The organism is Neobacillus sp. 204 (assembly GCF_046562815.1).
GTDB lineage: Bacteria > Bacillota > Bacilli > Bacillales > Cytobacillaceae > Neobacillus.
Map to the genome: position 1 here is coordinate 54,230 of NZ_JBJORY010000017.1, position 23,433 is coordinate 77,662.

The window sequence follows — 23,433 nt, forward strand, 5'->3', positions numbered from 1 at the left end:
GCGAATACTTTATCCCACATATACATTAAAGAGGAATTCATGATGGCTTTTCGTCGAAAAATAAAAACACTTAAATCCCAAAAGGAAGAATGGATAAGACATAATCAACAGGAAAGTGAAGAGGAGCAAAATAAGGAACTGGAAGCACTTTCAAGTGATGTATTTGAAAATGAAACCGTTTTAAAATCTACTTTCTCTGACTGTCCTGATGTTATTTTCCGTCGATTTTTAATTGGCAATGAAACCAAAGCTTTTCTTATTTATACGGAAGGTTTAGCGAATATTGAAGAACTAGATAAAAACGTGCTTTCGCCGCTTATGCAGCAGGATACAGCAAGACTCACAGACATTCAAGCAATTCTTGAGCAAAAGCTGTCCGTTTCGAAGGTGAATCCTGTAAATACCATCAAACAAGCCATTCAGGAAATTTCTTCAGGGAATCCGGTTATTCTCATTGATCAGCAGACACATGGCATCACCTTAGGGCTGGCGAAATGGGAAAAACGCGCCATTGAAGAACCGGTGGCTGAATCCGTCGTTCGCGGTCCGAGGGATGGTTTTACGGAAACCTTAAGTGTTAATATTACGCTCTTACGAAGGAAAATAAAGAGCCCTGATTTAAAAATGAAATCATTAACCGTGGGGCGTTATAGCCAAACTCAAATTGTTTATATGTATATCGAGGGGATCGTTGACCATCATCTGCTTGATGAAGTCCATAACAGGCTGAGCCGAATTGATATTGACGGTGTATTGGAAAGCGGCTATATCGAGGAGTTCATCGAGGATTATCCTTTTTCCCCGTTCCCGCAAATTTTAAATACAGAACGGCCCGATGTTGCGGCATCAAGTTTGCTGGAAGGTCGTGTGGTCATCATCGTTGATGGAACACCTTTTGTGCTAATAGCACCAACCACACTTTATTCTTTGTTTCAGGCTTCGGAGGATTATTATCAACGTTTCATGATCGGAACGCTCATTCGCTGGTTACGTTATATTTTTATATTAATCGCCTTGCTGCTTCCTTCTAGCTATGTGGCGATTCTTACCTATCATCAAGAGATGCTTCCAACTACCCTATTGTTAAGCGTGGCTCAGTCAAGAGAGCAAGTTCCGTTTCCAGCGCTTATTGAAGCGATTATTATGGAGCTTACTTTTGAAGCGATTAGGGAGGCGGGAATCCGGCTGCCCAAACAAGTCGGTTCTGCAGTCAGTATTGTTGGGGCATTGGTCATTGGCCAGGCTGCGGTCTCTTCGGGGCTAGTATCGGCACCAATGGTCATGGTGGTAGCCATTACAGGAATTGCTTCCTTTGCCATCCCCCGTTACAACGCATCCACCGCTATTAGAATGCTCCGCTTCCCAATGATGGTGGCGGCGGGGACATTAGGGTTACTAGGGATTATGCTTGGCATTCTTACCATTATTGTTCATTTAAACACTGTACGTTCTTTTGGTGTTCCATATCTGTCTTCGTTGGCACCCATGAAGGGAGAAGAGATGAAAGATGTATTGATTAGAGCACCGTGGTGGTCCCTTAGAAAGCGCCCTCGATTGACGGGATATTCTAATACAAATCGACAGCAAGAAGGACAGAAACCTGATCCACTTAAGGGTACGGAATAGGAGTTGAAGAGGACATGCTTGAACGAGGCAAGATATCGGCCTTACAAATGGCATTTATGATGAATCCGACCATTTTGGCAACCGGTTTACTACTTGTCCCTGCGATAACAGCCAAAACAGCCAAACAAGATTTGTGGTTATCGCCGATTTGGGCTTCTTTCGTGGGTTTTATAATTGTATTTATTGCCTATCGACTTCATAAGCTCTATCCGAATGAAACGATCTTTGAATACAGCGAACAAATTTTAGGGAAAATTCCAGGAAAAATTCTTGGCGTCGTTTTCGTGTTTTTTTATTTTCATATTACTGGCATTATTGTCCGTGAATATGGAGAGTTTGTATCGGTCACCTTCCTTCATCATACCCCTATGGTGGTTGTGTTTGCCGTAATGGTTCTTGTTTCCTCTATGGCAGTTTATGGAGGCCTTGAAGTGATTGGGAGATGCTCAGAAATGATTGTCCCAGTTTTGTTAGTCCTTTATTTAAGTATTTTTATCATGCTGTTTAAAGATTTAGACACCAAAAATTTTTTTCCGATGCTGGAAAACGGTTTAGGACCATCCTTTAAAGGATCGGTTGTCCTGCAAAGCTGGTTTAGTGAATTTATCCTTGTCTCTTTTTTCTTCCCCTATTTAACCAATCGTGATAAAGGGATGAAATGGGGGATGATTTCGGTTTTGAGTGTAATGGTTTATATGGTGCTTACGAATATTATGTCCCTTTTGTTATTTGGAAAATTGACAGCTTCCTTAACTTATCCTGTTATGGTAGCGGCTCGGTATATTAGTATTGCCGATTTTTTGGGCCATTTGGAAGTGATTGTAATGGCTATATGGGTAGCTGGAACATTTGTTAAAATTACGGTCTTTTATTATGCACTTGTTCTTGGGACTGCCCAGTTACTGAAGCTTTCTGATTTTCGGCCCATCATATTGCCCGTAGGCTTTCTGTTAATTTTATTAGGGGTATGGTCAGCGCCGAATTTGCAGGAATTATCTCACTTTCTAAGTACATCGGCTGCTTTTTATATGCTATCCATTCAGGTTGGAATTCCTGTGATGCTGCTCATCATTGCATGGATTAAAAAGAAAAGAAAGCAAATGAAAGGGTCAGTAACAGGATGAATCGGCATTTTTGGCAAACCTCCCCAAAGAAATTTCTTTTTCCTTTCTTCCTTCTTTTTGTTTTTTTGCTTTCCGGCTGTTGGGATAGAAAAGAGATAAACGATATTGCCTTGATAAGGGCTGCCGGTATTGATAAAAAACAAGATGGGAAATTGGAGATTACTGTTCTTTTATATGTACCGAAAGTCAGTGGGGGAAGCGAGCAGGGAATGGAGGGCGGCGGCGGAGGAAGTATGCAGACATTGATACGATCTGCACAAGGAAAAACCTTTGCTGAAGCTATGTCTATCCTTCAAGAAAAGATATCGCGCCAAATTTTCTGGGGACATTGTGAAGTATTTATCTTCGATGAGGCGATTGCTAAAGAGGGAATTGCGGAGCATATTGATTTATTCCTTCGCATGCCAGAGTTTAGGGAACGATCTCAATTATTTATCAGCAAACAGAAAGCCCAAAAAATATTAAGTCTTATTTCTCCGCTAGAACGTGATATTGCAGAAGTAGTACGAGAATTGGGAGAACAAAAACTAGGAATGACAGTTACGACCAAGGATTTCGCGGAAATGTTGGTAAGCGAAGCTGGCGATACGGCTGTTCCATGGATTAAGATTCTTCCTCCAATCGAAGGGCAGGAAAAAAAGCAAACCATCGCCTATATTACCGGAACGGCGATATTTAAGAGGGATAAAATGGTTGGTAAAATTGATGATTCCGTTACTAGGGGTCTTTTGTGGCTTAGAGACGAAATTAAGTATGCTGTCATCACCGTTACACCTAAAGATGAAAAAGGATATGTTTCCATGAATTTACTGCGGGCTAATTCAAAAATCATTCCGAAAATAAAAAATGAAAAATGGGAAGTCATACTCGAAGCGGAAGCAGAAGATGATATCATACAAAATACAACAAATTTAGACGTGACCAATCCTAGAGTAGTAAAGTCTTTAGAGCACCAATTAAATGTCCAACTTGCTAAAAGAGTGAACGAAACATTAAAGGAAGTTCAAAAGGATATGAAGGCAGATGTTTTTGGTTTTGCAGACGCCTTTCACCGCGAATACCCTGAAATATGGAAAAAAGAAAAAGATCGTTGGCATGTAATTTTTCCGAACGTAGAAGTAACCGTCGCTGCGAAAATAAAGATACGCAGACAAGGAATGAATTCTGTTCTTCCGCAGTTTCCTAAGAAAGAGGTGAAGGAGGAATGAAATGGGGTTCTATATTAGGAACTTCTTTTCTTGTTCTGTGCATGGCTATGTACCAATTATCAAAACTAAACCAAAATCAAAAAAAAGAAAGAGCGGTTTTAATTATCTTTTCAGTCCTTGGATGGCTTGTGGCTAACCTCTTAATCTTTTTTCCGGATGCTCCCGGTCCAACAGAATTAATTGACGTATTATACAAACCTCTCGGAAAACTTCTTGAGTAACATAACCAAGTGTCAGGGACCTTTCATGGTGCCTGACACCTTTTAATATCCCTACATTGGGATATTTTTTTTTTTTTTTGCTCTGTTTAAGAACATTGTTGATTTTGCCACAATGTTGATTGGGAGCGGAAGGCGCTCGACTCCTGCGGGAAAAACAGGTCAAGGGAGACCCCACAGGCGCGTAAGAAAACCACCAAAATCGCAAGTGCAGCCATTCTTCCGTTAGCTACATGTGGGGCAGTTGGGACTTTAAGTTTTGCTATGACAGCATTCGCTTCCACCAATGCAATCCCAGTAGTCGCTCCGGTTGCAGTGGAAGCTGGGGCAAAGGCTTGGATGGGCACACAAACATTATCAGCATTGGCCCATGTGTTAGATCCAGTAGTCGATGTATTAGTGGCGTTAAGTTTCCCAGTGGCATCAGTAATCATCGTCGGAGCCTGCCTCTTCTTTATGATGGGTAATTCAGAAAAAGCATGGACGACAATCCAAAATGCAAGTTTAGGCTACGTCTTAATTCAGGTATCCCCTCTTATCTTAGATGTGCTGAAACAGGTAGGAAATGCCGTTTAAGGTGAGGGTTTATATAAATTAATTTGAGGAGGAATACGGATGAATGTAAAAATCAAAATCGATGGTGTGAAATATGGACTGTTCAAGAAATGCGGAGTGTATCATAAAACATTAAAGGGAAAGAAAAACAAAAGAAAAGTGGTATGTGTTAAAAATGTTTAGGAGAAGCAAACCTCTTCAGCAATAACAAAATTATTAAAATAAAAAAACTGCACTTCAAATATTTATCGAAAAAGAGGGAGGGGACCAAGATGGCACTACGCAAGAGCTTTCAAAGTGAAGGATAAACCAGCTTTTTACACAAAATGGATTCAACAATTTGGTATTCAAACTGCCAAAGCAAATATTTTAGGTCAACCACAAATGACGATAAACAACAAATTCGGTCAAGGAATCAATATCATTCCAACCTACTCCATTCTTGAGGGGGGGGATTCCTGCCAGATGGCTTTGTCCCTAATGGATTTTTATGGTTAGATCCTAAAAAGGACTATTCAAAGGTAGGGGCAGAGGTTATATTATCGGCGGCACGGATGGAAAACGTTATGATGCAACCATCAACAGTGCTGCAAGATTCTCAGTACCGAATCTTCCATTACTAGATCAGTCCTATGAAGTCGTTATCAAGATACCTGGACACTTTGAGAGACATGTTAAGGTAGATGAAATGGTAGATGCATACGATGGAATGGACGTTGGAAAACTTAAGTATTTCTACTACGCAACAATGAGAGCCGGTGACGTTAACAATGATAATGTCATAGATATCCTTGATGCAGTATATATTACTGAAAAGCTTAATACAAACGATCGAAATGTACATATCAATTTTGATGGTATCGTAGATTCGAAGGATTTACAGTATGTAAAGCAAAATTATCTGCTGAAAAACCCTGATGCTAGTGCCAATAAACCACCGGTAACAAGATATAAAGGGAAGGTATTGGAAGATTACATTAAACCATTAGGTTAAGCAAAATTTGATAGAGAATCATTGGCCACCAGCTTTGCTGGTGGTTTTTTATGGTTTATTGAAATTTTTATAAATTATATCCATAAAAAAGGTAAGGTGCTACAATTATCCCCCTAATGAAAACTCATGAACGATCCTTGAGTACAAATATGTCACCTCTTAAACATTATTACATACTAACAAGCCGAATAATTTCAATATTATTTGGAGTTAGTCCGCAATAAATTGTTATTTCATTCGACATTATTTTTTAGCATGGGTTAATTAAACCTTTATAAGAAGCAGCTTTTATATTTTGATTACATTGTATTATACATAGTCAGGAATGGGTGGCATGATGTAAACATTTCTAAGGATTTGTGACCGCCTTTTGACCGCGAAACATGTAGAACGATGTATAACCCAATTTTCAATTCACCTAAAAAAGCCCCTTTAATTAGGTTTTTTTATGTACTGTATTGTTTTATTTTTCTTCGTATTAAATATATAAATTAAAGAGCGTAAAAAATACGGTCTTAAAGGTGCTCGTCGTGCGCCTCAGTTCTCAAAACGTTAATTGGTATTTTTCAAAAGACTCTCAACCATTGGTTGGGGGTCTTTTTTATCTCTAATAATGCTCTTGAGGAGTTTGTGCCGCCGTATATTGGGAGGGTCCCTCCTGCCCATTAAGCAGGAAGGACCCCAAAACTTAGAATAGAAAGTTGATGCTTAGTTTAGCATGGTTCTTAGTTTTAATATAGTAATTTACGGATATAAGTTTTTAGACTATTTTAACCAAACGCTTAAGGGATCGCGGTGACGTGTACAGTGAAGCTTTTTCCGCCGGTATTGGTTGGGTTTGCGATGTATAGGTCGTCACTCTTTTTAATCTCAGTAATTGATCCATTATGAAGGTCATAGAAAATTGTTTCATCAATTCCGAAGCTGTCGTCATGCATGACATCAAAATGGGCATCGGCCGGTCCATCTGTAATGGTCCATTTTAGCTTAGTTGCATATGGCGGGATGTTGTCGATTTTAAAGTTGCCGCTTGAACGATGATCCTGCCCGTCTTGAGGTGCTCCCTCTGAACGAATCGAGGCAACTTCGACCGGTGCTTCAACCTCGACATAGAACGGATCTCGATCGAGAATGCGGTCATAGGCATACCAAGAGCCCAGCCAAGACCCTGCTGCTTGATTGGAATCGGCGGAAATCAGACGAATAGAGAACCAGTCCTGTCCGTTCATCGCCGAACCTTCCCAGGTCGAAGCAAAAGGAAATTCATCGCATTGCTTGCCGGTCCGGTCTTCATTTTTAAATTCCCTATCGCACGTGGATCGTGTTTTATTCCTGTTTTTCGCATACTCTTCAGGATGCCTTCTCGTATACAAACGGGTCAGCGGCCTGTCACCTAAAGCACCGGGGATTTTTTTCCCCAGAACGGTAGGTATCGTTTGTTCCGGATGATCCATCGCAAACTTCCAATGCTCTCCTGCTTCCTCGAGAATCGAAAAATCAGGATCTGTAATTGGAACCTTTAATACAGCATCTGTTTTGCTGAATATTGCTCCATTTCGAAAATACTGGTCAGGAAAGGCAAACATGTAAGTAGCCGAATCGAATCGTATGGTTTGTTTTATGCCATCGATTGATTTCTTAAATTTTCTTGGTGCATGCGTAACGGTGAGTTTTGGCCAGAATTCCATATATCCGATTCGATCAGGATTGTTATCATCTGCCGGGGGTGCATCTGAGAGAAAGTTCTTTATACCATAGTTGTTATTTTTCCATTGAGCAATCGTTCGTTCAACTGCAGGTGTGTCCGGGTCTTCTTTGCAGTCCCCCGGATTAATTTTGGGATCACAGCTAAAATCGATTTTCAGCTTTGCTCCATTTAATGCCGGGTTTGTAATCAGGATATCGTCAAGGTAATAGACAACGCGCATTTTTCGGTCGTGATTGGAACCATACCCGATTTCCGTGAATTGGAACTGGACACCGTCGTAGGAACAAATTCCCAAATAGCACTTTCTCGGTACTTGATAGGTAGCGACATGGGACCAGCAGAACGCATAATGGTTTTTAATCCAGCCTGTTTCAGTTCCGCTGGCTTTATTTTGACGGCACTCATCGGTTGTTGTAATATAATCATACTCGAATTTTGGCGGGCTCCATCCCTCTGCTGTGAGCTGTGGTGCACCTGGCTGTGATTGGTACGATACAGAACTATTTTGATCCTCTTTTCTCATTTCTTGTAACGTCTTAAATCCTTGGCTGGCTTGTGGCTGTGCAGGTCTCACACCGGCTCCTTCTATTGACTTCCCTTGTTGCATAAGCTGGGCAGCCTGCTTCACCTTACTTTCTTGGAGCCAATAACCACCGCCCTGTGGATTGGATTGAGCCTCAACTGGAGTTAAGATCCCCATTGCCAAGAACGTTGTAAAAACCATGGATAGAACATACCTAAATGATCTATACATTAAATCCCTCCCTTGTATATTTTTACCATTTCAATATACACCACTGTCAAAAATATAAATAATGTCTTATGAACTAACTTGATTCCCAATTAATTTGAAGCTTTTTGCAAAGGAATTGTTTGGTATAATTACGAAAAATGTGGCTAAACTCGTTTATTCCTTATCGAGAGCAGGGATAACGGTGTTAAAAAAGTGGAATTTTCGATGCTTCAGGATTATACATAAAAATTTATTAGGGAAATTTTAACATGTAGAAATTCCTACTAAAAATCTACGTCTCGGACGTGTGGAGTAATCGTATTTCTTCAAAAGAGTGATGGGCGGGATGATGTAATCTTTGACCTCTTTTTGACCACGAAACATATAGAATGGTTTAACTTTCAATTGTAAAATAAACATAAAAAAGCCTGCTTTACAGGCTTTTTAAGAAATGCTTTAATTCGTTTTTCCTATATTGAATTTATAAATGAAAGAACGTAAGAAATACGGTCTTAAAGGTGCTCGTCGTGCGCCTCAGTTCTCAAAACGTTAATTTTCAACGTTTTCAAAGGCTCTCAACCAATTTGGTTGGAGTTTTTTTTATACAAAAATTGCTTTTGTCCTCATTGCACAAGATGATTTGTATACGCATAATCTTTATAGATATCCTTAATTACTTATTCACAAGGCACTGGAGAGGAAACTTAATATGCATAAAAGAAACAATAGCTCCATTTATATTATTTCAGGTCTATATGGAGTTGGTAAATCGACAGTTACAAAGGCACTTGCCAAGGAGATAGAAAAAGCTGCATTAATAGAAGGTGACTTAATCAAATTAATGTTCGGAGGAAAGAACAACCTCCGTGGGAAGAAATGTTAGCTATTATATGGAAAAATATTCTTTCATTAACAAAGAACCTCCTTAAAAATAACATTAGGAAAGGAGTGAAAATGTGAAGGTCTTAATTTTAGCTGGGGGGTTTGGCACAAGAATAAGTGAAGAAACCCATTTAAAGCCTAAACCTATGATAGAGATTGGTGACAAGCCCATCATATGGCATATCATGAAGCTTTACTCTAGTTATGGTTATAACGACTTTATTATCTGTTTAGGGTATAAGAGCCATGTAATCAAGGAGTATTTTTTAAATTATTACCTATATAATTCTGATTTAACATTTGATTTTCAAAAGGGAAATGAATTTATTATTCACCAGCATTCGGTTGAACCTTGGAAGGTTACCTTGGTTGACACGGGCTTAAATACAATGACTGGTGGCCGAATTAAGAAAGTGCAGGATTATGTTGGTAATGAATCTTTTATGTTGACGTATGGTGATGGAGTAAGTGATGTAAATATTAAGGAATTAGTAGAATTCCATCGCTCACATGGGAAGCTGGCTACATTAACAACTACACAGCCTCAGGGCAGGTTTGGAGTTTTATCCTTGTCCAATGATCAGAGAGTAGAGAAGTTTCAGGAGAAAATACAAGGAGATGGCGGTTGGATAAATGCTGGCTTTTTTGTATTGCAGCCAGAGGTATTTAAGTACCTGAACAACGGCGAACAAACCATATTTGAAAAGGAGCCGTTAGAAAACCTTGCTAAAGATGGTCAATTAATGGCATATAAACATAATGGTTTTTGGTATCCAATGGATACTTTACGGGATAAGAAATATTTACAAGAAATGTGGGAGTCCAGTAAAGCACCTTGGAAAATATGGGATAAAAATAATTAAGAACAACAGTTTTTAGTGGATGCCTCTGTAATTGGTGCAATTGTTTTATTTAAAAGAATGAATGTGGAGGTAGATACCTTGGATTTATATGAAAAACACAATATCTATCAGTCAGATCTTCAAAATATATTTAATAAACTTGATCAGACAGAAATAGAAAAACTTAAGAATTCATCAATCCTCATAACGGGTTGCGCCGGATTCTTAGGCTATTATTTCATGTCATTTTTATCTGATTATTCAGTGCAGCTTGGTATTAAAAAGATTATTGGGATTGACAATTTTAAACTAGGAAAACCCAAATGGATTAAAGATTTAAGGAAATTAAATCCAAAAATTGAATTATACACTTTTGATATTACTGAGTTTTCATTATTTGATACTAATAAAATTAACGATGTTGATTTTATTATCCACATGGCTTCGATTGCCTCGCCAACCTTTTATAGAAAATATCCTCTTGAAACCTTAGATGCTAATGTATTAGGACTAAGAGCTTTGTTAGATTTTTATAAGGATAGAAACATTAAAGGGTTCTTGTTTTTCTCTAGCAGTGAAGTTTATGGTGATCCATTTCCGGATTACATTCCGACTTCCGAGGAGTATAGAGGAAATGTGGCTATGATAGGACCGCGCGCATGCTATGATGAGGCAAAACGATTTGGAGAGACGCTATGTTACTTATACGCCGAAAAATTTGGTATGCCCATTTCAATTGTCAGACCATTTAATAATTATGGACCCGGAATGAGACTTAATGATAAAAGGGTGCCTGCTGATTTTGCAAAAGCCATTATTGAGAATAAAAAACTGATTATGCACTCCGATGGAAAACCAACTCGAACATTTTGTTATGTTACAGATGCCATCAATGGTTATTTAAAGGCGCTACTATATGAACCATTTGACTACTTTAATATAGGAATAGATACACCTGAAATTTCAATTAAAGAATTAGCTCAGATTTATAAGGATGTAGGCTCAGCAAATTTTGGTTTTAATCAGTCAATAGAATTTAAAGAATCGGAAGAAAAGAGCTATCTAACACATAATCCATTAAGAAGATGTCCTGATATTTCAAAGGCAAGAAAATTTTTAAAATATTCCCCAGCAATATCAATAGTTGAAGGTGTCGATCGCTTTCTAACCTTTTTGAAGGAAGAAGGTGAAATTCATTGATCACTGTAATTGGCCTTGGATTTGTTGGATTGACAACGGCTTTAGGATTTAGCGAGAAAGGGTATCATGTTTACGGTTTTGATATTGATCAAAAGAAGAAGGACCAGTTAAGAAATGGTAAGATTCCCTTTTATGAACCTAATCTTAATGAAAAATTAAATAAACACTTAAATAAAGGTTTTACGATTACAGATGATTTACAGGAAGCTGTAATCAACAGTGAAGTTATCTTTCTTTGTGTGGGAACCCCGAGCAAAACGGATGGTAGTGCGGATTTAGGCTATATATTGGAAGCAATTAAAAATGTAGCAGGCTATATAAGAAAGCCGGAGTTTAAAGTATTAGTGGTCAAATCGACTATTCCGCCATCCACAACAAGTGAAAGGATTACACCGTATCTAGAAAATTTAGGTTTTAATGTTGGAGTTGAAATTGGCCTAACCAATAATCCTGAATTTTTAAGAGAGGGATATGCTTGGGACGATTTTATGAATCCAGATCGGATTGTTATTGGCCAGGAAGATGATAAAAGTGGACAGATAGTCGAAACGATATACCAAACTTTTAATGCCCCGACTTACCGGGTTTCTTTAAATACTGCTGAATTTATTAAGTATTTATCTAACACGATGCTGGCAACTCTTATCAGTTTCGCAAATGAACAGTCACTAATCGCCAGGTCCATCGGAAATATTGATATAAAAAATGCCTTTCAGGTCTTACATCTTGATAGAAGATGGAGTGGCGCTCCAGCTAATATGTCATCTTATGTATTCCCCGGTTGTGGATTTGGCGGCTACTGCCTTCCTAAAGATACGATGGCTTTAGTTAGTCAGTCCATAAAGAATTCTTACACACCAGAACTATTAACAAGTACCCTAAAAGTAAATGAAGCCATTAAAGAATTTGTTGTCAGTGATGTAGAAAGAAAAGTTGAAAAAAATGAAAATATAGGAATCCTCGGGTTAGCATTTAAGCCAAATTCAAATGACATTAGGGATACACCGGCAAAAGCTATTATTCAAGGTTTGCTTCAAAAAGGATACACAAATATCATCGCCTATGATCCTATGGCAAACGAAGAGTTTAAAGAGGTAAATGGCTTTCCTATTCAATATTCCCCTAACTTATCATCACTGCTTTCAATGGTTAATCATGTTGTCATTTTAACTGCTTGGGATGAATTTATTAAAAATGAAGAGTCGATAAAGAAAAAGAACGTTTTCGATTATCGTTATATTTACCATTAGTTAACGATTAAGGGATACCTAATCTGCAGACTAAATTTAAACTTGAAAGGAGTTTGAACAGTTGAAACATTATTACTGCTCAACGTTTAGTAAGGATTACGCCTATAAAGGTTTATTATTTATACAACTCAATTGAACAACATGATAAAGATTTTCACTTTTTTATGATATGTCTTCATGAAGAAGCTCTTCATTCAAATCGTTGAAATGTAATATCTGCTCCAACTCTTTGGCATATTTCTGTAGCTTATGCCCTTCTTTAAGCATATAATCATGTTTTTCATTCAGTTGGTTCTTTGTATCTTTAGCTGATTTATCCTGTCGTTATTCAAAGAAGTTAAATCCCTGATATTTTTCCTTCGATCTATGTTCTTCACGGTCTGTAGATACTCGAACATACACCGTACATCTTATAATGAAATTCCCTCCACTAAGAGATGTATCAATAAGCATAAACTAATTATTAAATAACCGCGGAAAGACAAGAGAGTATGAATACAACAAACATTGAAAATAAACCAATATAAAAGTAACTCCTTATATCATTAATGGGAGTTACTTTTTTGTCTATAAATCTTTCCAATCCATAAAAGATTCCGGATCCATTTTTTTTAACTTTTCCAAAAACAACGGCAATATACCCAAAATTTTAAAACCATTAAACAATAGCTTAGGTCTAGGCTGAATCGTTCTATATGAGTTGTAATTGTCTATTACTTTTAATTGTTCTTGCTTAGTTACGATAATGTGACGCATATCCGCGTCCAATCTAGTAAACTTTAAACGCTTCATTTCATTTAGCACGAATAGAATTTCCTTTATAATATTTTCAGATAGGACCCCTCCAGACTGTAAATACTGAAATAAAGTTGGACCCTCAATATATTCCATAATAATATAGTTTGGCCCTACTTCATAAAGCCTTGGGATAATGGAAGACTTCTGTGCGACTTTTAATACTTCCCCCTCTTTACGAGCCCTTTCTGGTTTTCCATAAATTTTAACACATTTATCTGAAGAAATTCTAAAAACGGCTCCTTGTGCCCCCTTGCCGATTAGCGGATACGACGTTGGATTATTTATTACTTCTACTTCATTTATCCCTTGAACTACACAAATAGATTTAATATCCTGCACAAATTCATCAACTCCTAATTGCTATTTTATATATTTTATGCTTACGGTTTGAGTTGGCACTAGACAGGAGCCATTTCATGATAAAAGAGCCTTTCAAAAATGAAAAGGCTCTTACTCACTATTACATCTTATTTTTTCCTCACAAGTAGTGAACAACATTCCACATGGCTTGAGTAGTGGTCACAGTAGAAATGATGTAGTAGTACTTACCTAAATAACGACTAACTCTAAATAAAAAATATATCTGACGGATATATAAAATCAAAATCTTCAACAATCACGCCCGATTGTTGGAGAATTTGATTCACGGTAAAGTATTAACAAGCAGAATAGTTATCTATTTTTTATTACCAAGGTAGCCTATATTCTAACCAGCATGTGGCCTAAAATTTAATTGATTTACATATAGTTAAAGAATTTCATCAATATAGGTGTCAGTATCAGATTCACTATACTCTTTTGATGACACAGCAAGAATAATCAACGGATCAATGTATTCGTTGTTAAAAGCGTGTACCATATAGGGAGGTATCTTTAGTACAACGTTGTCATCGGCAGACATATAAAACTCCTCACGTACCCCTTGAGACAAATCCTTCAAAGCCACCTTTGCTTTACCACAGATAACCGTGAAATACTCAATGGTATTTTTGTGATAATGATTTCCTCTAACACTATTTTGGTTTGAGTAAAGCAAATATACTTCCCCAACTTCACTACTGTCCGGCAGTTGACTTTTCTTGATTATTTTTTTTAGCATGCCTCTTTTATCTTGATACGGATCAATGTTGATAAATTCACCTAATCTCCCCATAAAAATCACTTCTTTCTGAAAAAATTTGTAGGAGCTAAGCTAACCCTACACCAATATATCTCACGCAAGCTTCTTCTAGTGCCTTTTTATTCAGCACTCTGCGACCATCTAGTACAATGGATATCCATCAATATATTTTCCTTTGTTTCTTTCATACCACTGTATTGTTCTATCCAGACCTTCATCAAAACCTATTTTAGGAGCCCATCCTAATATTTTTTGTATTTTACTTATATCAGGGTGGGGCTTCCAGACTTCTCCTGACCTGTAGGGTATAACTCCATAATTAGGCTTCTTAACAGTTTCCATTTTTTCGAAAACTTTATCAACATAGTATTTTAAAGGATGAATTATTCCAGTACCTATATTAAATATCTCGTTTTTTACTGCATCATTTTGAGCAGCCAAAACAAAACCATCGATGAGATTCTCTATATAACTATAATCTCTGTATTGCTCACAACCTGTTAAATCAACATCTGCATTATTTAGAATTGATAAGATAATATGGGGGAAAAACTTATGATTTCCTTCATTTTCTCCAAAAACCCCATAAGCCCTTAAAGTAACAATATCAATATTGTTTTCTCCAGCAATTTGGTGTGCCAAAATAGTACTAGCAGCTTTAGTGCTTCCGTAAATATTGAATGGTTCTAAGTGAGTAGTTTCTTTAATTATTTCTTTTTTATCTCCATACTCCATACACGTACCGATGTTTAAGAACTTTTTACATCCTACAGAAATTAAAGGATTTAGCATATTCATTGTGCCTATGATATTGGTATTAGCAGCAATAAAATAATCTTTTTGTCTTGAATCAACACCGTAAGCCGCCATATTAAAAACATAATCAGGTTTTATTTTTCTGATATAGACATCTATTTTTTCAGAGTCCCTTAAATCAGCCCGATGGATTTTAATGTCTTTTAAAAGGCTGTCAATCCGCCATAAATCGGATCCATCTCTTACTATAATATTTACTTCAGCATTTTCCTCAACCATCCTTCTAACGAGGTGGGACCCTATAAATCCGCTAGCTCCAGTAATTAACACTCTTTTATTGGTGAAAGCACCTTTCACAGTACAACATCTCCACTTCTTTACAATTTTACCATGGCCTATATTGCCCATTATTCATGATTATTTGTAAATCTGTCATTGTTTCAATACATTGCCAAGATCCCTCATGTTGATAAACTGCCAATAGCTTATCCCATAATAGGTATCTTAATGATTTATTTTCTAAGATTGTTTGATCATTATCGATATGTTTTTATAAATTCATACTATGAGTGTAAAAGCCATTTGCTAATTTTTTTCGTAACATTTTTTTCACCAGCAACATATTCTAAATTAGTTAGCTGATACAAAGGTAAAGGTTTAGTTAAAAACTAGAGGTTTTAAGAAGCAATCATTACTCCTTGATGCATTAATATGAAGGAGCTACATTTAGGAAGAAATATTACCTGTGTTAAATAAGTAATATACTTGCGCTATTAAGGGGTGTTAAGGTTTTGAAACATTACTACTGTACAACCTATAGCAAGGATTATATTTATAAGGGACTGGTCTTATATAATTCATTACAAAAATATGATAAGGATTTTCATTTCTTTATTATATGTGTACAGGATGAAGTGAAATACTTATTGGAAAAAATGGAACTGAGTAACGTAACACTGATAAGTATGAAAAATATAGAAAATGAAGATTGGGAATTGGCAAATATAAAAAGCACACGTAATGATAAAGAATATATTTGGACGAGTAAGGCATCGATTATGTTATACCTATTAAATCACTTTTCTGAACTGGACCATATTATATGGTTAGACGGTGATACAGCCTTTCTTTCAGATACCCAACCCATATTTGATGAGTGGGGCAATTACTCCGTATTTCTAACAGAGGAGCAATATAAAGGAAAATATGAATGGTTAAGTAAGATATATGGAGTTTACAATACTGGTTTTATGGGATTCAAAAGAGATCAGAATGCGCTTCGATGTCTTCAATGGTTCAGAGAAAAATTGATTGAATGGTGCTTTGATAAACCGGAAAAAGGCAGATGGAGCGACCAGATGTACGTAAATGATTGGGTAACCAGGTTTGGTAATGTTGGTGTTGCAGGGAACCTTGGAATTAACGCCAACCTGTATATTTCATCTCAAAATACGGTTACCAAAGAAGATGATAATCTATATATCAATGGAGATAAACTGATATTATTCCATTACTATGGATTCAAATATTTTAATGGAAATGAGTTTGATTTATGTGCGCATGGCCATTTCCCCACGGATCAGATTATACAATGGATATTTGTTCCTTATATCCAAGCGTGTAATGAGGTAATGGATATCATTTCTCGTATTGATAAGGATTTTTATTATAAACAGACTCCAAACGGTAGAATCATTAAAAATTATTTCAATCTGGCGAGTAATATAGATAGATACGAGGGCAGGTATAACTTCTGTACAATCATAAGTGATAAAGATTTGTCTGAAGGCTTGGAATTTTACAATTCCCTAACAAAGCATGCAGAAAAAACCTGTCTCTGGATATGCTGCTTGGATGATATCACCTATAATGCACTGGCAAATATGGAATTAGAAAATGTAATTCTAATAGATATTAAAAATATTGAGGAGCAGGAACTTTTAAATGTAAAGAATACTCGCAATGCATCTGAGTACCGTTGGACTTTAAAAGCACCATTGATATATTACATTTTAAAGAACAATTATAATATCCACTATATGATATATGTTGATCCGGACGCACGTTTTGATTCTAATGTGACAAATGCATTCAGTAAGTGGAGGGAAAATCCAGTTTTCATTTGGAAGAACGAAATGGATCAGGATACCCAACAGGAGTATGGAATAAATTTGACAAGCTTAATAGGATTCAAACGTGAGAAAGACGCATTCAATTCCCTTTGGATGTGGAGGGATAAATGTATTAAAGGGTGTTATGATTAAGTTCAAATAGGTAGGAGGATTGAGTATAAGTATGGAATTCTATCATTTTTGCACAATTATTGGAAAAGAGTATTTATTAAAGGGTCTAGCGCTACACGACTCCTTAGAAAAGCACGCAAAGAATTTTCACCTCTGGATATGCTGCTTGGATGATATTTCTCTACAATTCCTCAAAAGGATGAATTTAAAGAATGTAACCCTTATTCCATTAGATAGTATCGAAGATGAGCAGCTTCTTTCCGTAAAAAAGTCTCGAACACCACATGAGTATAGTTTTACTTTAAAATCCCCCCTTGTACTATATATCCTGAATAACTATAATTTTGTTAACTCCATAATGTATATTGACGGGGATTTATATTTCTACTCAGATCCAAAACCGATTCTTAATCAATGGGGAGATGGGTCCATTTTTATATGCGAACAAAGACTTGCCAAAAATATTGAAGATTCAGGCACATACCAGGCAGGGTTAATAGGTTTTAAGAGAGATTCAAATGCTTTTCAATGCCTTGAATGGTGGAGAACGAAGTGTTTGGAATGGTGTTTCCATTGGCATGAAGAGGATCTGTGGACAGATCAAAAGTATTTGAATAAATGGCCTGAGCTGTTTTCAGGTGTTATAATATCAAACGACTCAGGAATCAATGTAGGACCATGGAATGAAGGGAATTATGAAAGTACCCCTGATTTTAACGTTAGTAACGGTGAGGTATATATCAATAATCATAAACTGGTTGTTTATCATTTTAGCGGTTTTGTTATACTAAACGAGCTCGAGTTTGACTTATGTTATTATTGTCGGGTGAACGAAGATACTATAAATCATGTTTACAATCCCTATATAAGAGCAATTCAAAAAGCAATCAAGAAGGTTAAGTCCATTGATGATACTTTCACCTATGGATTTGCCGAAAAGATAAGCAGAGAAAAAGCTATACATTACTATAAATACTGCAATAACTGAACCTCTCGGCATTATTAAAATACTGAGGTTCTTAGAACTGTGAACTTCGTTAACATTTTGAGCTCACTTTCAAGTGGTGTGAACCCCCTAAGTTGGACTAAGAAATCCAACTTAGGGGGTTTTTAAAATGGTCAAGTTTTCAAGTGAATTTAGGGAAAAAGTTATGTTTTAGAGTATCTGTCAGGGGGAGGAGGTTCAGAATTACTGGCAAAGAAATATGGCGTAGGTAGTCATCAAACTATCCTTAATTGGGTGAATCGCTACAAGGAATATGGGGGAAATGCGTTTGATGTCCCAAGTATGTTTACGATGGTAACTTTAAGAGGAATTATTAAAATGGATGAAGACTAAAACATCCTGGTAAGGACGTAGATAGCACTTGACTGTCTTTCCAAGATATCTTAATCTATTCATAGTTTATGAGTTCAATCTGCCTCGTTGAGACTGCCATCTCTTCGGGGCATTTTTTTGCCCTCCTCCCGACAGGGAATTATTTGTATTCCTACATTGTCGCATAATACCCTCTACATAAAATTTTCCTAAAACAACAAAAAACACTATCAATGAAAATGGCAGCGGACAGGAGGGAAAAAACGAATTTAAAGTAAGAACTCTTTTCCCTCCTGACTAAGAAAAAATTCAATGAAAGGCTCATTTACTTCTAATTGTTTCTCTATATCTGAAACGAACTCTATAATAAAGAAAAACGCTACTTTTGCAAGTACTAATGTTAAGATATTCTTTTCTTCAGGTGTCAACCCTTCATATCCTTCTATAAACATTCTTGAATATGTTTGACTCATTTTATTGGGTGAAAGCATATAAATCCAATATATGCAATAGGCTACATCATATATTCGTTTTCCTGGACGAACAAGATCAAAATCCAGAATGCAACTAACAGATCCCTCCTCACTATAAATAAGGTTCCAAGGATGCCAGTCATCATGAATAATGGTTTCTAGTAAATTATTTTTATCTGCCTTTTTCCAAAGCTCGATGATAGTAGAGTATAGGGATTTAATTTTAGATAATGAGGATTTGGATATAGATTCTTTATTTTGATCCAAACGATTTAATCTTTTTTTGAGGTTCTCTTCTGTAGGGCAGTTAGATTCATCTGGTAAGGGCCCTTGTTTATATGAGTTTAAAGCGGTATGGAACTTGTTAAGCATACTTGCATTTGATTTAATATGTTCAGGCTTAAATTTAAATCTTGAACCCTCTATAAAAGGATACACTTGGATCATTCTATTATGAATAAAAGAGTAATAATCCCCGGATTCATTTTTAATTGAATTCACAACAGGTATAGAGGCATCCTTCAGACATAATAAGATATCCTCGATAAAGTTTATTCGTCCCTTTGGAGCAGAATGAGTTAAATATCGTAACACATATTTTCCTTTTTCTGTTTCAACTAAAATCGGTAAATTGGTCCCACCTTCAAGAACGCCAATGATTCGTGTAATTTCCCCTAAATGATGTTGTCTGCATACCCACTGAATTTCTTCCATTGAAATGACATTACCATGCTTATCCCTTATTATATTTGATTGTTCGCTGGACACAATATCCCTCCTTTAATTTATTGATCCCAATTTTTCCAGGGAGATTTCTACGAATTCCAAATTTCTTGTAAATATAGTTTATCCTTTAAAGTATCCATGGGCTGCCAAAAACCAGTATGTTTAAATGCCATAAATTGACCATCCTTGGCAAGGTTCTCTAATGACTCATTTTCAACTATCGTTTGATCACCATTGGTTATATAGTTGAATACTTCTGGCTGCAATACAAAAAATCCAGCATTTATCCAACCTCCATCACCCTGTACCTTTCTTGAAATTTCTCTACTTCTTGGTCATAGGACAAGGACAAAGCTCCAAATCTACCCTTTGGTTGTGTAGCTGTTACCGTAGCCAGCCTTCCATGAGACCGATGAAACTCAACTAATTCTTTTTTGTTAACATCGCTAACTCCATCCCCTAATGTTAACATGAAAGGTTTATTCCTAATATAATCCTGTACTCTCTTGATCCAACCACCTGTTAACGTATTTAAACCTGTATCAACTAAAGTAACCTTCCATGGTTCCTTAAAATTTTGATGAATAATACAACTATTTTCATTTTGAAAATTAAAGGTTACATCCGAATTATTTAGAAAATAGTTAGAAAAGTAACTATTACTTTCTGTAAAAACAGATAAAATGATTGCTATTGGAAACTCTTCTTTCTAACATAACTTTGAACGAGTCCATCTGATTTAATGTATTCTCAGCTCCTGAAATTGTTTAGGCAATGACTATATATTTCACAAATTTTTACCACATGGTCCAAACGGGACGAACATTACTGCTACGTATAGAAAAAATATAATGATAATAAAAGTTCCGTGGTTAAAATGTGACCAAAACCTTTTTTTCAATATTAAAAAGACCCCCAAATATAGCTCAATGTACTCCTTTTGGCGTATACGCCACTTTTTCAGTTATGAGAGGGATTCGGTCATCCCATCTAATTAAACGCATAGGTGACCTGTCTTGGACGTTTGAAACGCTGGGCGATATAACTATAGTGTTCCTCAAGAAAGGTGAAGATCGGCTTTTTTGTTTTCGTATCGCTGGGCGATATAACGCAAATATATACCCAGAACCATAGAAAGGGAAAAGAGGTCGTTATGCTACATGATATACAGAGGAATAGAAGAGCATCCTCTCCTCCAAGGAAGGATCAAATTTGAATAAATCATCATTTAAACCCAGGCACCGAATCAAAAGTAGAAATGCCTTTGTTTCGACTATTTGGATTCAATATTTTTCAAACTTCAACAAATTCCCGGGAAATATCTACATATTCTGAGTAGATTTCGACAAAATTAGGCTCTCAACCAATTGGATGTGTTTTTTATTTGTTTAAAAATGAAAACGGATGTAAGCTCAGCTTACATCCGTTTTAGTCTACTAATTGATTTTTTACTGCATATAAGGCGGCCTGTGTCCGGTCAGCCAATTTGAGTTTCGACAAAAGGTTTGATACATGGGTTTTTACAGTTTTTTCGGTGATGAATAACGAGGCGGCAATTTCTTTATTGCTTTTTCCGTTGGCTATTTCTTTTAAAACATCCAACTCTCTTTTCGTTAATTCCGCTAGTAAATTCTTTTCTTGCTTGTTTTTATTGGACAAATTGGCTAGTAAATGAGAGGTAGCCTTTGGGTGAAGCTGGTTTTCTCCGCCAATGATTTTTTTAATGGATGTGACTAGTTCATCGGGCTGGATATCTTTTAACTGGAACCCTGATGCACCGGCTTCGAGCGCTGGAATGACATGATCCTGGTCGGAAAAGCTTGTTAACATCATGATTTTAATGTCTGGCTGTTCTTGTTTAATAATCTTTGTGGCTTGGATTCCGTCCATTTCCGGCATCACCAAATCCATTAAAATAATATCTGGCTTCAGTAATTTTGCCTGATCAATCGCTTCCTTGCCATTTGCAGCTTCCCCGATAATTTCAAGGTCTTTTTGGGTCCGAAGAAAAAAGACTAGACCTCTTCTGACGACGTGATGGTCATCGGCGATTAGTACGCGGATACTCACTGAGTTCTCCTCCTTAATACGGTATATGAATTTCTATTTCTGTCCCGCTTCCAGGTTTGCTTTTTAAATGAAATTGGCCATTTAATACCTCTGTCCGTGTTTTCATGCTTTGTAATCCCAATGAGGGGATCTCGAGATTTTCTCCGAAGTGGAAGCCGCAGCCGCGATCCTTGATGGACATGACAACCTCATCTTTGGCAGTATGAAAGGTGAGGCTGGTTTCTGTGGTCTGGGAGTGCTTTTTACAATTGGCCAGAGCCTCTTGGCCGATGCGCCACAATGCTTCCTCGACCGTTCCTGGAATGCTAGCAGCTCCTGTGATGTTTGCTTCAATGGACAGTCCAAGCATATCCGCATAACTTTTCAGGGCACTTACTACTCCATTCTCCAATCCAAGCGGTCGCAGCTGCCAGATTAATGCTCTCATTTCGCCAAGCGCTTCCTGCGCTAAATCCTGTATATAGCCAAACGTTTGTTTCACTTCATCTTGCTCTGTCATTTCTACTCCAGCCCTCGCTGTAAGGCTTAAGGAAAATAACAGCTGATTAACAGAATCATGAAGATCTCTTGCAAGCCGATTCCGCTCAGCGACCAGCGCAGTCTCCTGTTCCCGCTGGGTAAGTTTTATCCGTTTCAGCGCCGTGCCGATTTGATAGGCAACAGCTTCAAGTAATGCGAGTTCATCTTTTTGAAAATGTGTTTTGTAAGGGGAACCTACATTTAATATCCCGAATCGTTCATTTCCAGCACCAAGCGGGACGGTCGCATGATGCGTCAGTCCACAGGTTTCCCCAGCCTTCTCTTCGATCGCATCTTCAATTCGTTTACATTCCATAATGTTCGTGGCTTTATTCAGTTTTCGGCGGTTGTATTTATTTACACACCAGCAGTCACCCTGACACATTCTTCGTTTTTGGTCAGCAGCCAAAGCAGGGGGCAGTGATTCGTCTGCTGCGAGGTGATGCATACCATGTTCATCGATTAAAAAGATCCATCCAGTTTTTAATCCTGTTACTTGGAGAAGTCTCTTCAACACTCCGGATAACACGTCATTTGTATCCGTTCCTTCATTTAAAAGCTCAGCGATTTCTTTTAAGATGCCAATATCCTTATTCTCCTCTGACATACTATTCTCCTCCACTGTCTGCATTTACTGTTATTATAGCTTATTGGATGGATGGTTCGCGCCATATTGACGTCAAAAAGCTGCCTCTTCTGACAGCTTCTTTCCTGAGTTCACTAAGCAGGCTTTACCTGCAAAAACTCAATGACCTCTTTATTCGGACCTGTATAAAAAATGGTTTCCCAACCGTTTTCTAGTTTGTATGGACCTTCGATTTTTTGGATGTGTTCAAACCGTTTCATCAATTCATAGAGATCATCTACCTCAAAGCATAAATGTGCATTTTTTTCCGCGGATTGACTAGAAATTAGCTCAAGCCTGAACTCCCTGGCAGCCAGGAACACAATATCTTCCTCCATGAAAGAGACGCGGCTTTCTTCCTGAAGTCGAAAGTGCTTTTTGTAAAAAACAACGGACTCCTCGAGATTAGGTACCTCTAAACCATAGTGATGAAATCGCATGCTTA

General features: G+C 37.1%; 25 protein-coding genes and 2 pseudogenes. 16 read left to right on the forward strand and 11 right to left on the reverse strand.

All coding sequences use genetic code 11. The annotated features are described in order from the left end of the window. The first annotated feature begins 42 nt into the window (after positions 1–42). From ACJ004_RS25840 to ACJ004_RS25855, 4 genes are read left to right on the forward strand one after another with little or no spacing between them, the layout of a single operon-like run. Positions 43–1,626, forward strand: a complete 1,584-nt coding sequence (locus ACJ004_RS25840) for a spore germination protein (protein ID WP_410895981.1) — start codon at positions 43–45, stop codon at positions 1,624–1,626. Between the two features lie 14 nt (positions 1,627–1,640). Next, a complete protein-coding gene (locus ACJ004_RS25845) occupies positions 1,641–2,750 on the forward strand; it encodes a GerAB/ArcD/ProY family transporter (protein WP_410895982.1) in 1,110 nt (369 codons plus the stop codon). Beyond that, entirely contained in the window at positions 2,747–3,958 is a 1,212-nt protein-coding gene (locus tag ACJ004_RS25850) for a Ger(x)C family spore germination protein (RefSeq protein ID WP_410895983.1), read from the forward strand. Before ACJ004_RS25845 ends, ACJ004_RS25850 begins: the two co-directional genes overlap by 4 nt. Then, on the forward strand, positions 3,955–4,179 hold the full coding sequence (locus tag ACJ004_RS25855) for a hypothetical protein (RefSeq protein ID WP_410895984.1): 225 nt from the start codon (positions 3,955–3,957) through the stop codon (positions 4,177–4,179). Before ACJ004_RS25850 ends, ACJ004_RS25855 begins: the two co-directional genes overlap by 4 nt. An 86-nt stretch (positions 4,180–4,265) precedes the next feature. On the opposite strand, the gene ACJ004_RS25860 is transcribed toward ACJ004_RS25855, so the two are convergent. Next, positions 4,266–4,523: a hypothetical protein gene (locus tag ACJ004_RS25860; protein WP_410895985.1), complete on the reverse strand. Its 258-nt coding sequence runs from the start codon at positions 4,521–4,523 to the stop codon at positions 4,266–4,268. On the opposite strand from ACJ004_RS25860, the gene ACJ004_RS25865 reads away from it, so the two are divergent. The 5 genes and pseudogenes from ACJ004_RS25865 to rpsI (ACJ004_RS25885) form a co-directional block, all read left to right on the forward strand. After that, entirely contained in the window at positions 4,516–4,752 is a 237-nt protein-coding gene (locus ACJ004_RS25865; protein ID WP_410895986.1) for a hypothetical protein, read from the forward strand. The genes ACJ004_RS25860 and ACJ004_RS25865 overlap by 8 nt on opposite strands. A gap of 39 nt (positions 4,753–4,791) precedes the next feature. Next, the gene (locus ACJ004_RS25870) at positions 4,792–4,914 is read left to right on the forward strand and encodes a hypothetical protein (RefSeq protein ID WP_410895987.1); all 123 of its coding nucleotides are present in this window, start codon (positions 4,792–4,794) and stop codon (positions 4,912–4,914) included. Between the two features lie 114 nt (positions 4,915–5,028). Beyond that, entirely contained in the window at positions 5,029–5,229 is a 201-nt protein-coding gene (locus ACJ004_RS25875; RefSeq protein WP_410895988.1) for a hypothetical protein, read from the forward strand. Between the two features lie 190 nt (positions 5,230–5,419). After that, positions 5,420–5,725 (forward strand): dockerin type I domain-containing protein, encoded by a 306-nt coding sequence (locus ACJ004_RS25880; RefSeq protein WP_410895989.1) that lies wholly within the window; start codon positions 5,420–5,422, stop codon positions 5,723–5,725. 490 nt (positions 5,726–6,215) lie between these two features. Next, positions 6,216–6,281 (forward strand): annotated as a pseudogene (rpsI, locus tag ACJ004_RS25885) (30S ribosomal protein S9); the annotation flags it as partial. 226 nt (positions 6,282–6,507) lie between these two features. Here the strand turns inward: rpsI (ACJ004_RS25885) and ACJ004_RS25890 are convergent. Next, positions 6,508–8,187, reverse strand: coding sequence for a NucA/NucB deoxyribonuclease domain-containing protein (locus ACJ004_RS25890; RefSeq protein WP_410895990.1), 1,680 nt, complete (start codon positions 8,185–8,187; stop codon positions 6,508–6,510). Between the two features lie 466 nt (positions 8,188–8,653). Here ACJ004_RS25890 and rpsI (ACJ004_RS25895) point away from each other — a divergent pair. From rpsI (ACJ004_RS25895) to ACJ004_RS25915, 5 genes and pseudogenes are all read left to right on the forward strand, one after another. Continuing rightward, positions 8,654–8,719, forward strand: a pseudogene (rpsI, locus tag ACJ004_RS25895) (30S ribosomal protein S9); the annotation flags it as partial. A 156-nt stretch (positions 8,720–8,875) separates the two neighbouring features. Beyond that, positions 8,876–9,049 (forward strand): P-loop nucleotide/nucleoside kinase family protein, encoded by a 174-nt coding sequence (locus ACJ004_RS25900; RefSeq protein ID WP_410895991.1) that lies wholly within the window; start codon positions 8,876–8,878, stop codon positions 9,047–9,049. A 73-nt stretch (positions 9,050–9,122) separates the two neighbouring features. Beyond that, positions 9,123–9,911 carry a glucose-1-phosphate cytidylyltransferase gene (gene rfbF / locus ACJ004_RS25905; RefSeq protein ID WP_410895992.1) on the forward strand — a complete coding sequence of 263 codons (789 nt, stop codon included), beginning with the start codon at positions 9,123–9,125 and terminating at the stop codon, positions 9,909–9,911. A gap of 15 nt (positions 9,912–9,926) precedes the next feature. Beyond that, entirely contained in the window at positions 9,927–11,090 is a 1,164-nt protein-coding gene (locus tag ACJ004_RS25910; protein WP_410895993.1) for an NAD-dependent epimerase/dehydratase family protein, read from the forward strand. Then, the gene (locus ACJ004_RS25915; RefSeq protein WP_410895994.1) at positions 11,087–12,340 is read left to right on the forward strand and encodes a UDP-glucose dehydrogenase family protein; all 1,254 of its coding nucleotides are present in this window, start codon (positions 11,087–11,089) and stop codon (positions 12,338–12,340) included. Before ACJ004_RS25910 ends, ACJ004_RS25915 begins: the two co-directional genes overlap by 4 nt. A 567-nt stretch (positions 12,341–12,907) precedes the next feature. Here the strand turns inward: ACJ004_RS25915 and ACJ004_RS25920 are convergent. The 3 genes from ACJ004_RS25920 to ACJ004_RS25930 all read right to left on the reverse strand — a co-directional run bounded on the left by ACJ004_RS25920 (position 12,908) and on the right by ACJ004_RS25930 (position 15,422). After that, positions 12,908–13,477, reverse strand: coding sequence for a hypothetical protein (locus tag ACJ004_RS25920; protein WP_410895995.1), 570 nt, complete (start codon positions 13,475–13,477; stop codon positions 12,908–12,910). Positions 13,478–13,886: 409 nt separating this feature from the next. Next, positions 13,887–14,291: a polysaccharide biosynthesis C-terminal domain-containing protein gene (locus ACJ004_RS25925; RefSeq protein WP_410895996.1), complete on the reverse strand. Its 405-nt coding sequence runs from the start codon at positions 14,289–14,291 to the stop codon at positions 13,887–13,889. A gap of 108 nt (positions 14,292–14,399) precedes the next feature. Further along, on the reverse strand, positions 14,400–15,422 hold the full coding sequence (locus tag ACJ004_RS25930) for an NAD-dependent epimerase/dehydratase family protein (RefSeq protein WP_410895997.1): 1,023 nt from the start codon (positions 15,420–15,422) through the stop codon (positions 14,400–14,402). Positions 15,423–15,805: 383 nt separating this feature from the next. Here ACJ004_RS25930 and ACJ004_RS25935 point away from each other — a divergent pair, with 383 nt between their 5' ends. Together ACJ004_RS25935 and ACJ004_RS25940 are read left to right on the forward strand one after the other, a co-directional pair. After that, the gene (locus ACJ004_RS25935) at positions 15,806–17,278 is read left to right on the forward strand and encodes a glycosyltransferase (protein WP_410895998.1); all 1,473 of its coding nucleotides are present in this window, start codon (positions 15,806–15,808) and stop codon (positions 17,276–17,278) included. A 31-nt stretch (positions 17,279–17,309) separates the two neighbouring features. Beyond that, positions 17,310–18,245, forward strand: a complete 936-nt coding sequence (locus tag ACJ004_RS25940; RefSeq protein ID WP_410895999.1) for a hypothetical protein — start codon at positions 17,310–17,312, stop codon at positions 18,243–18,245. Between the two features lie 599 nt (positions 18,246–18,844). On the opposite strand, the gene ACJ004_RS25945 is transcribed toward ACJ004_RS25940, so the two are convergent. From ACJ004_RS25945 to ACJ004_RS25970, 6 genes are all read right to left on the reverse strand, one after another. Continuing rightward, on the reverse strand, positions 18,845–19,816 hold the full coding sequence (locus ACJ004_RS25945; protein WP_410896000.1) for a phosphotransferase: 972 nt from the start codon (positions 19,814–19,816) through the stop codon (positions 18,845–18,847). A 47-nt stretch (positions 19,817–19,863) separates the two neighbouring features. After that, entirely contained in the window at positions 19,864–20,040 is a 177-nt protein-coding gene (locus ACJ004_RS25950; RefSeq protein ID WP_410896001.1) for a glycosyltransferase family protein, read from the reverse strand. Between the two features lie 17 nt (positions 20,041–20,057). Continuing rightward, the gene (locus tag ACJ004_RS25955; RefSeq protein ID WP_410896002.1) at positions 20,058–20,246 is read right to left on the reverse strand and encodes a glycosyltransferase family protein; all 189 of its coding nucleotides are present in this window, start codon (positions 20,244–20,246) and stop codon (positions 20,058–20,060) included. A gap of 956 nt (positions 20,247–21,202) precedes the next feature. Continuing rightward, the gene (locus ACJ004_RS25960) at positions 21,203–21,844 is read right to left on the reverse strand and encodes a response regulator (RefSeq protein ID WP_410896003.1); all 642 of its coding nucleotides are present in this window, start codon (positions 21,842–21,844) and stop codon (positions 21,203–21,205) included. Between the two features lie 13 nt (positions 21,845–21,857). Beyond that, positions 21,858–22,970, reverse strand: coding sequence for a GAF domain-containing sensor histidine kinase (locus ACJ004_RS25965; RefSeq protein ID WP_410896004.1), 1,113 nt, complete (start codon positions 22,968–22,970; stop codon positions 21,858–21,860). A 113-nt stretch (positions 22,971–23,083) separates the two neighbouring features. Further along, complete coding sequence (locus ACJ004_RS25970) at positions 23,084–23,428, reverse strand: VOC family protein (RefSeq protein ID WP_410896005.1); 345 nt, start codon at positions 23,426–23,428, stop codon at positions 23,084–23,086. Positions 23,429–23,433 lie beyond the last annotated feature (5 nt).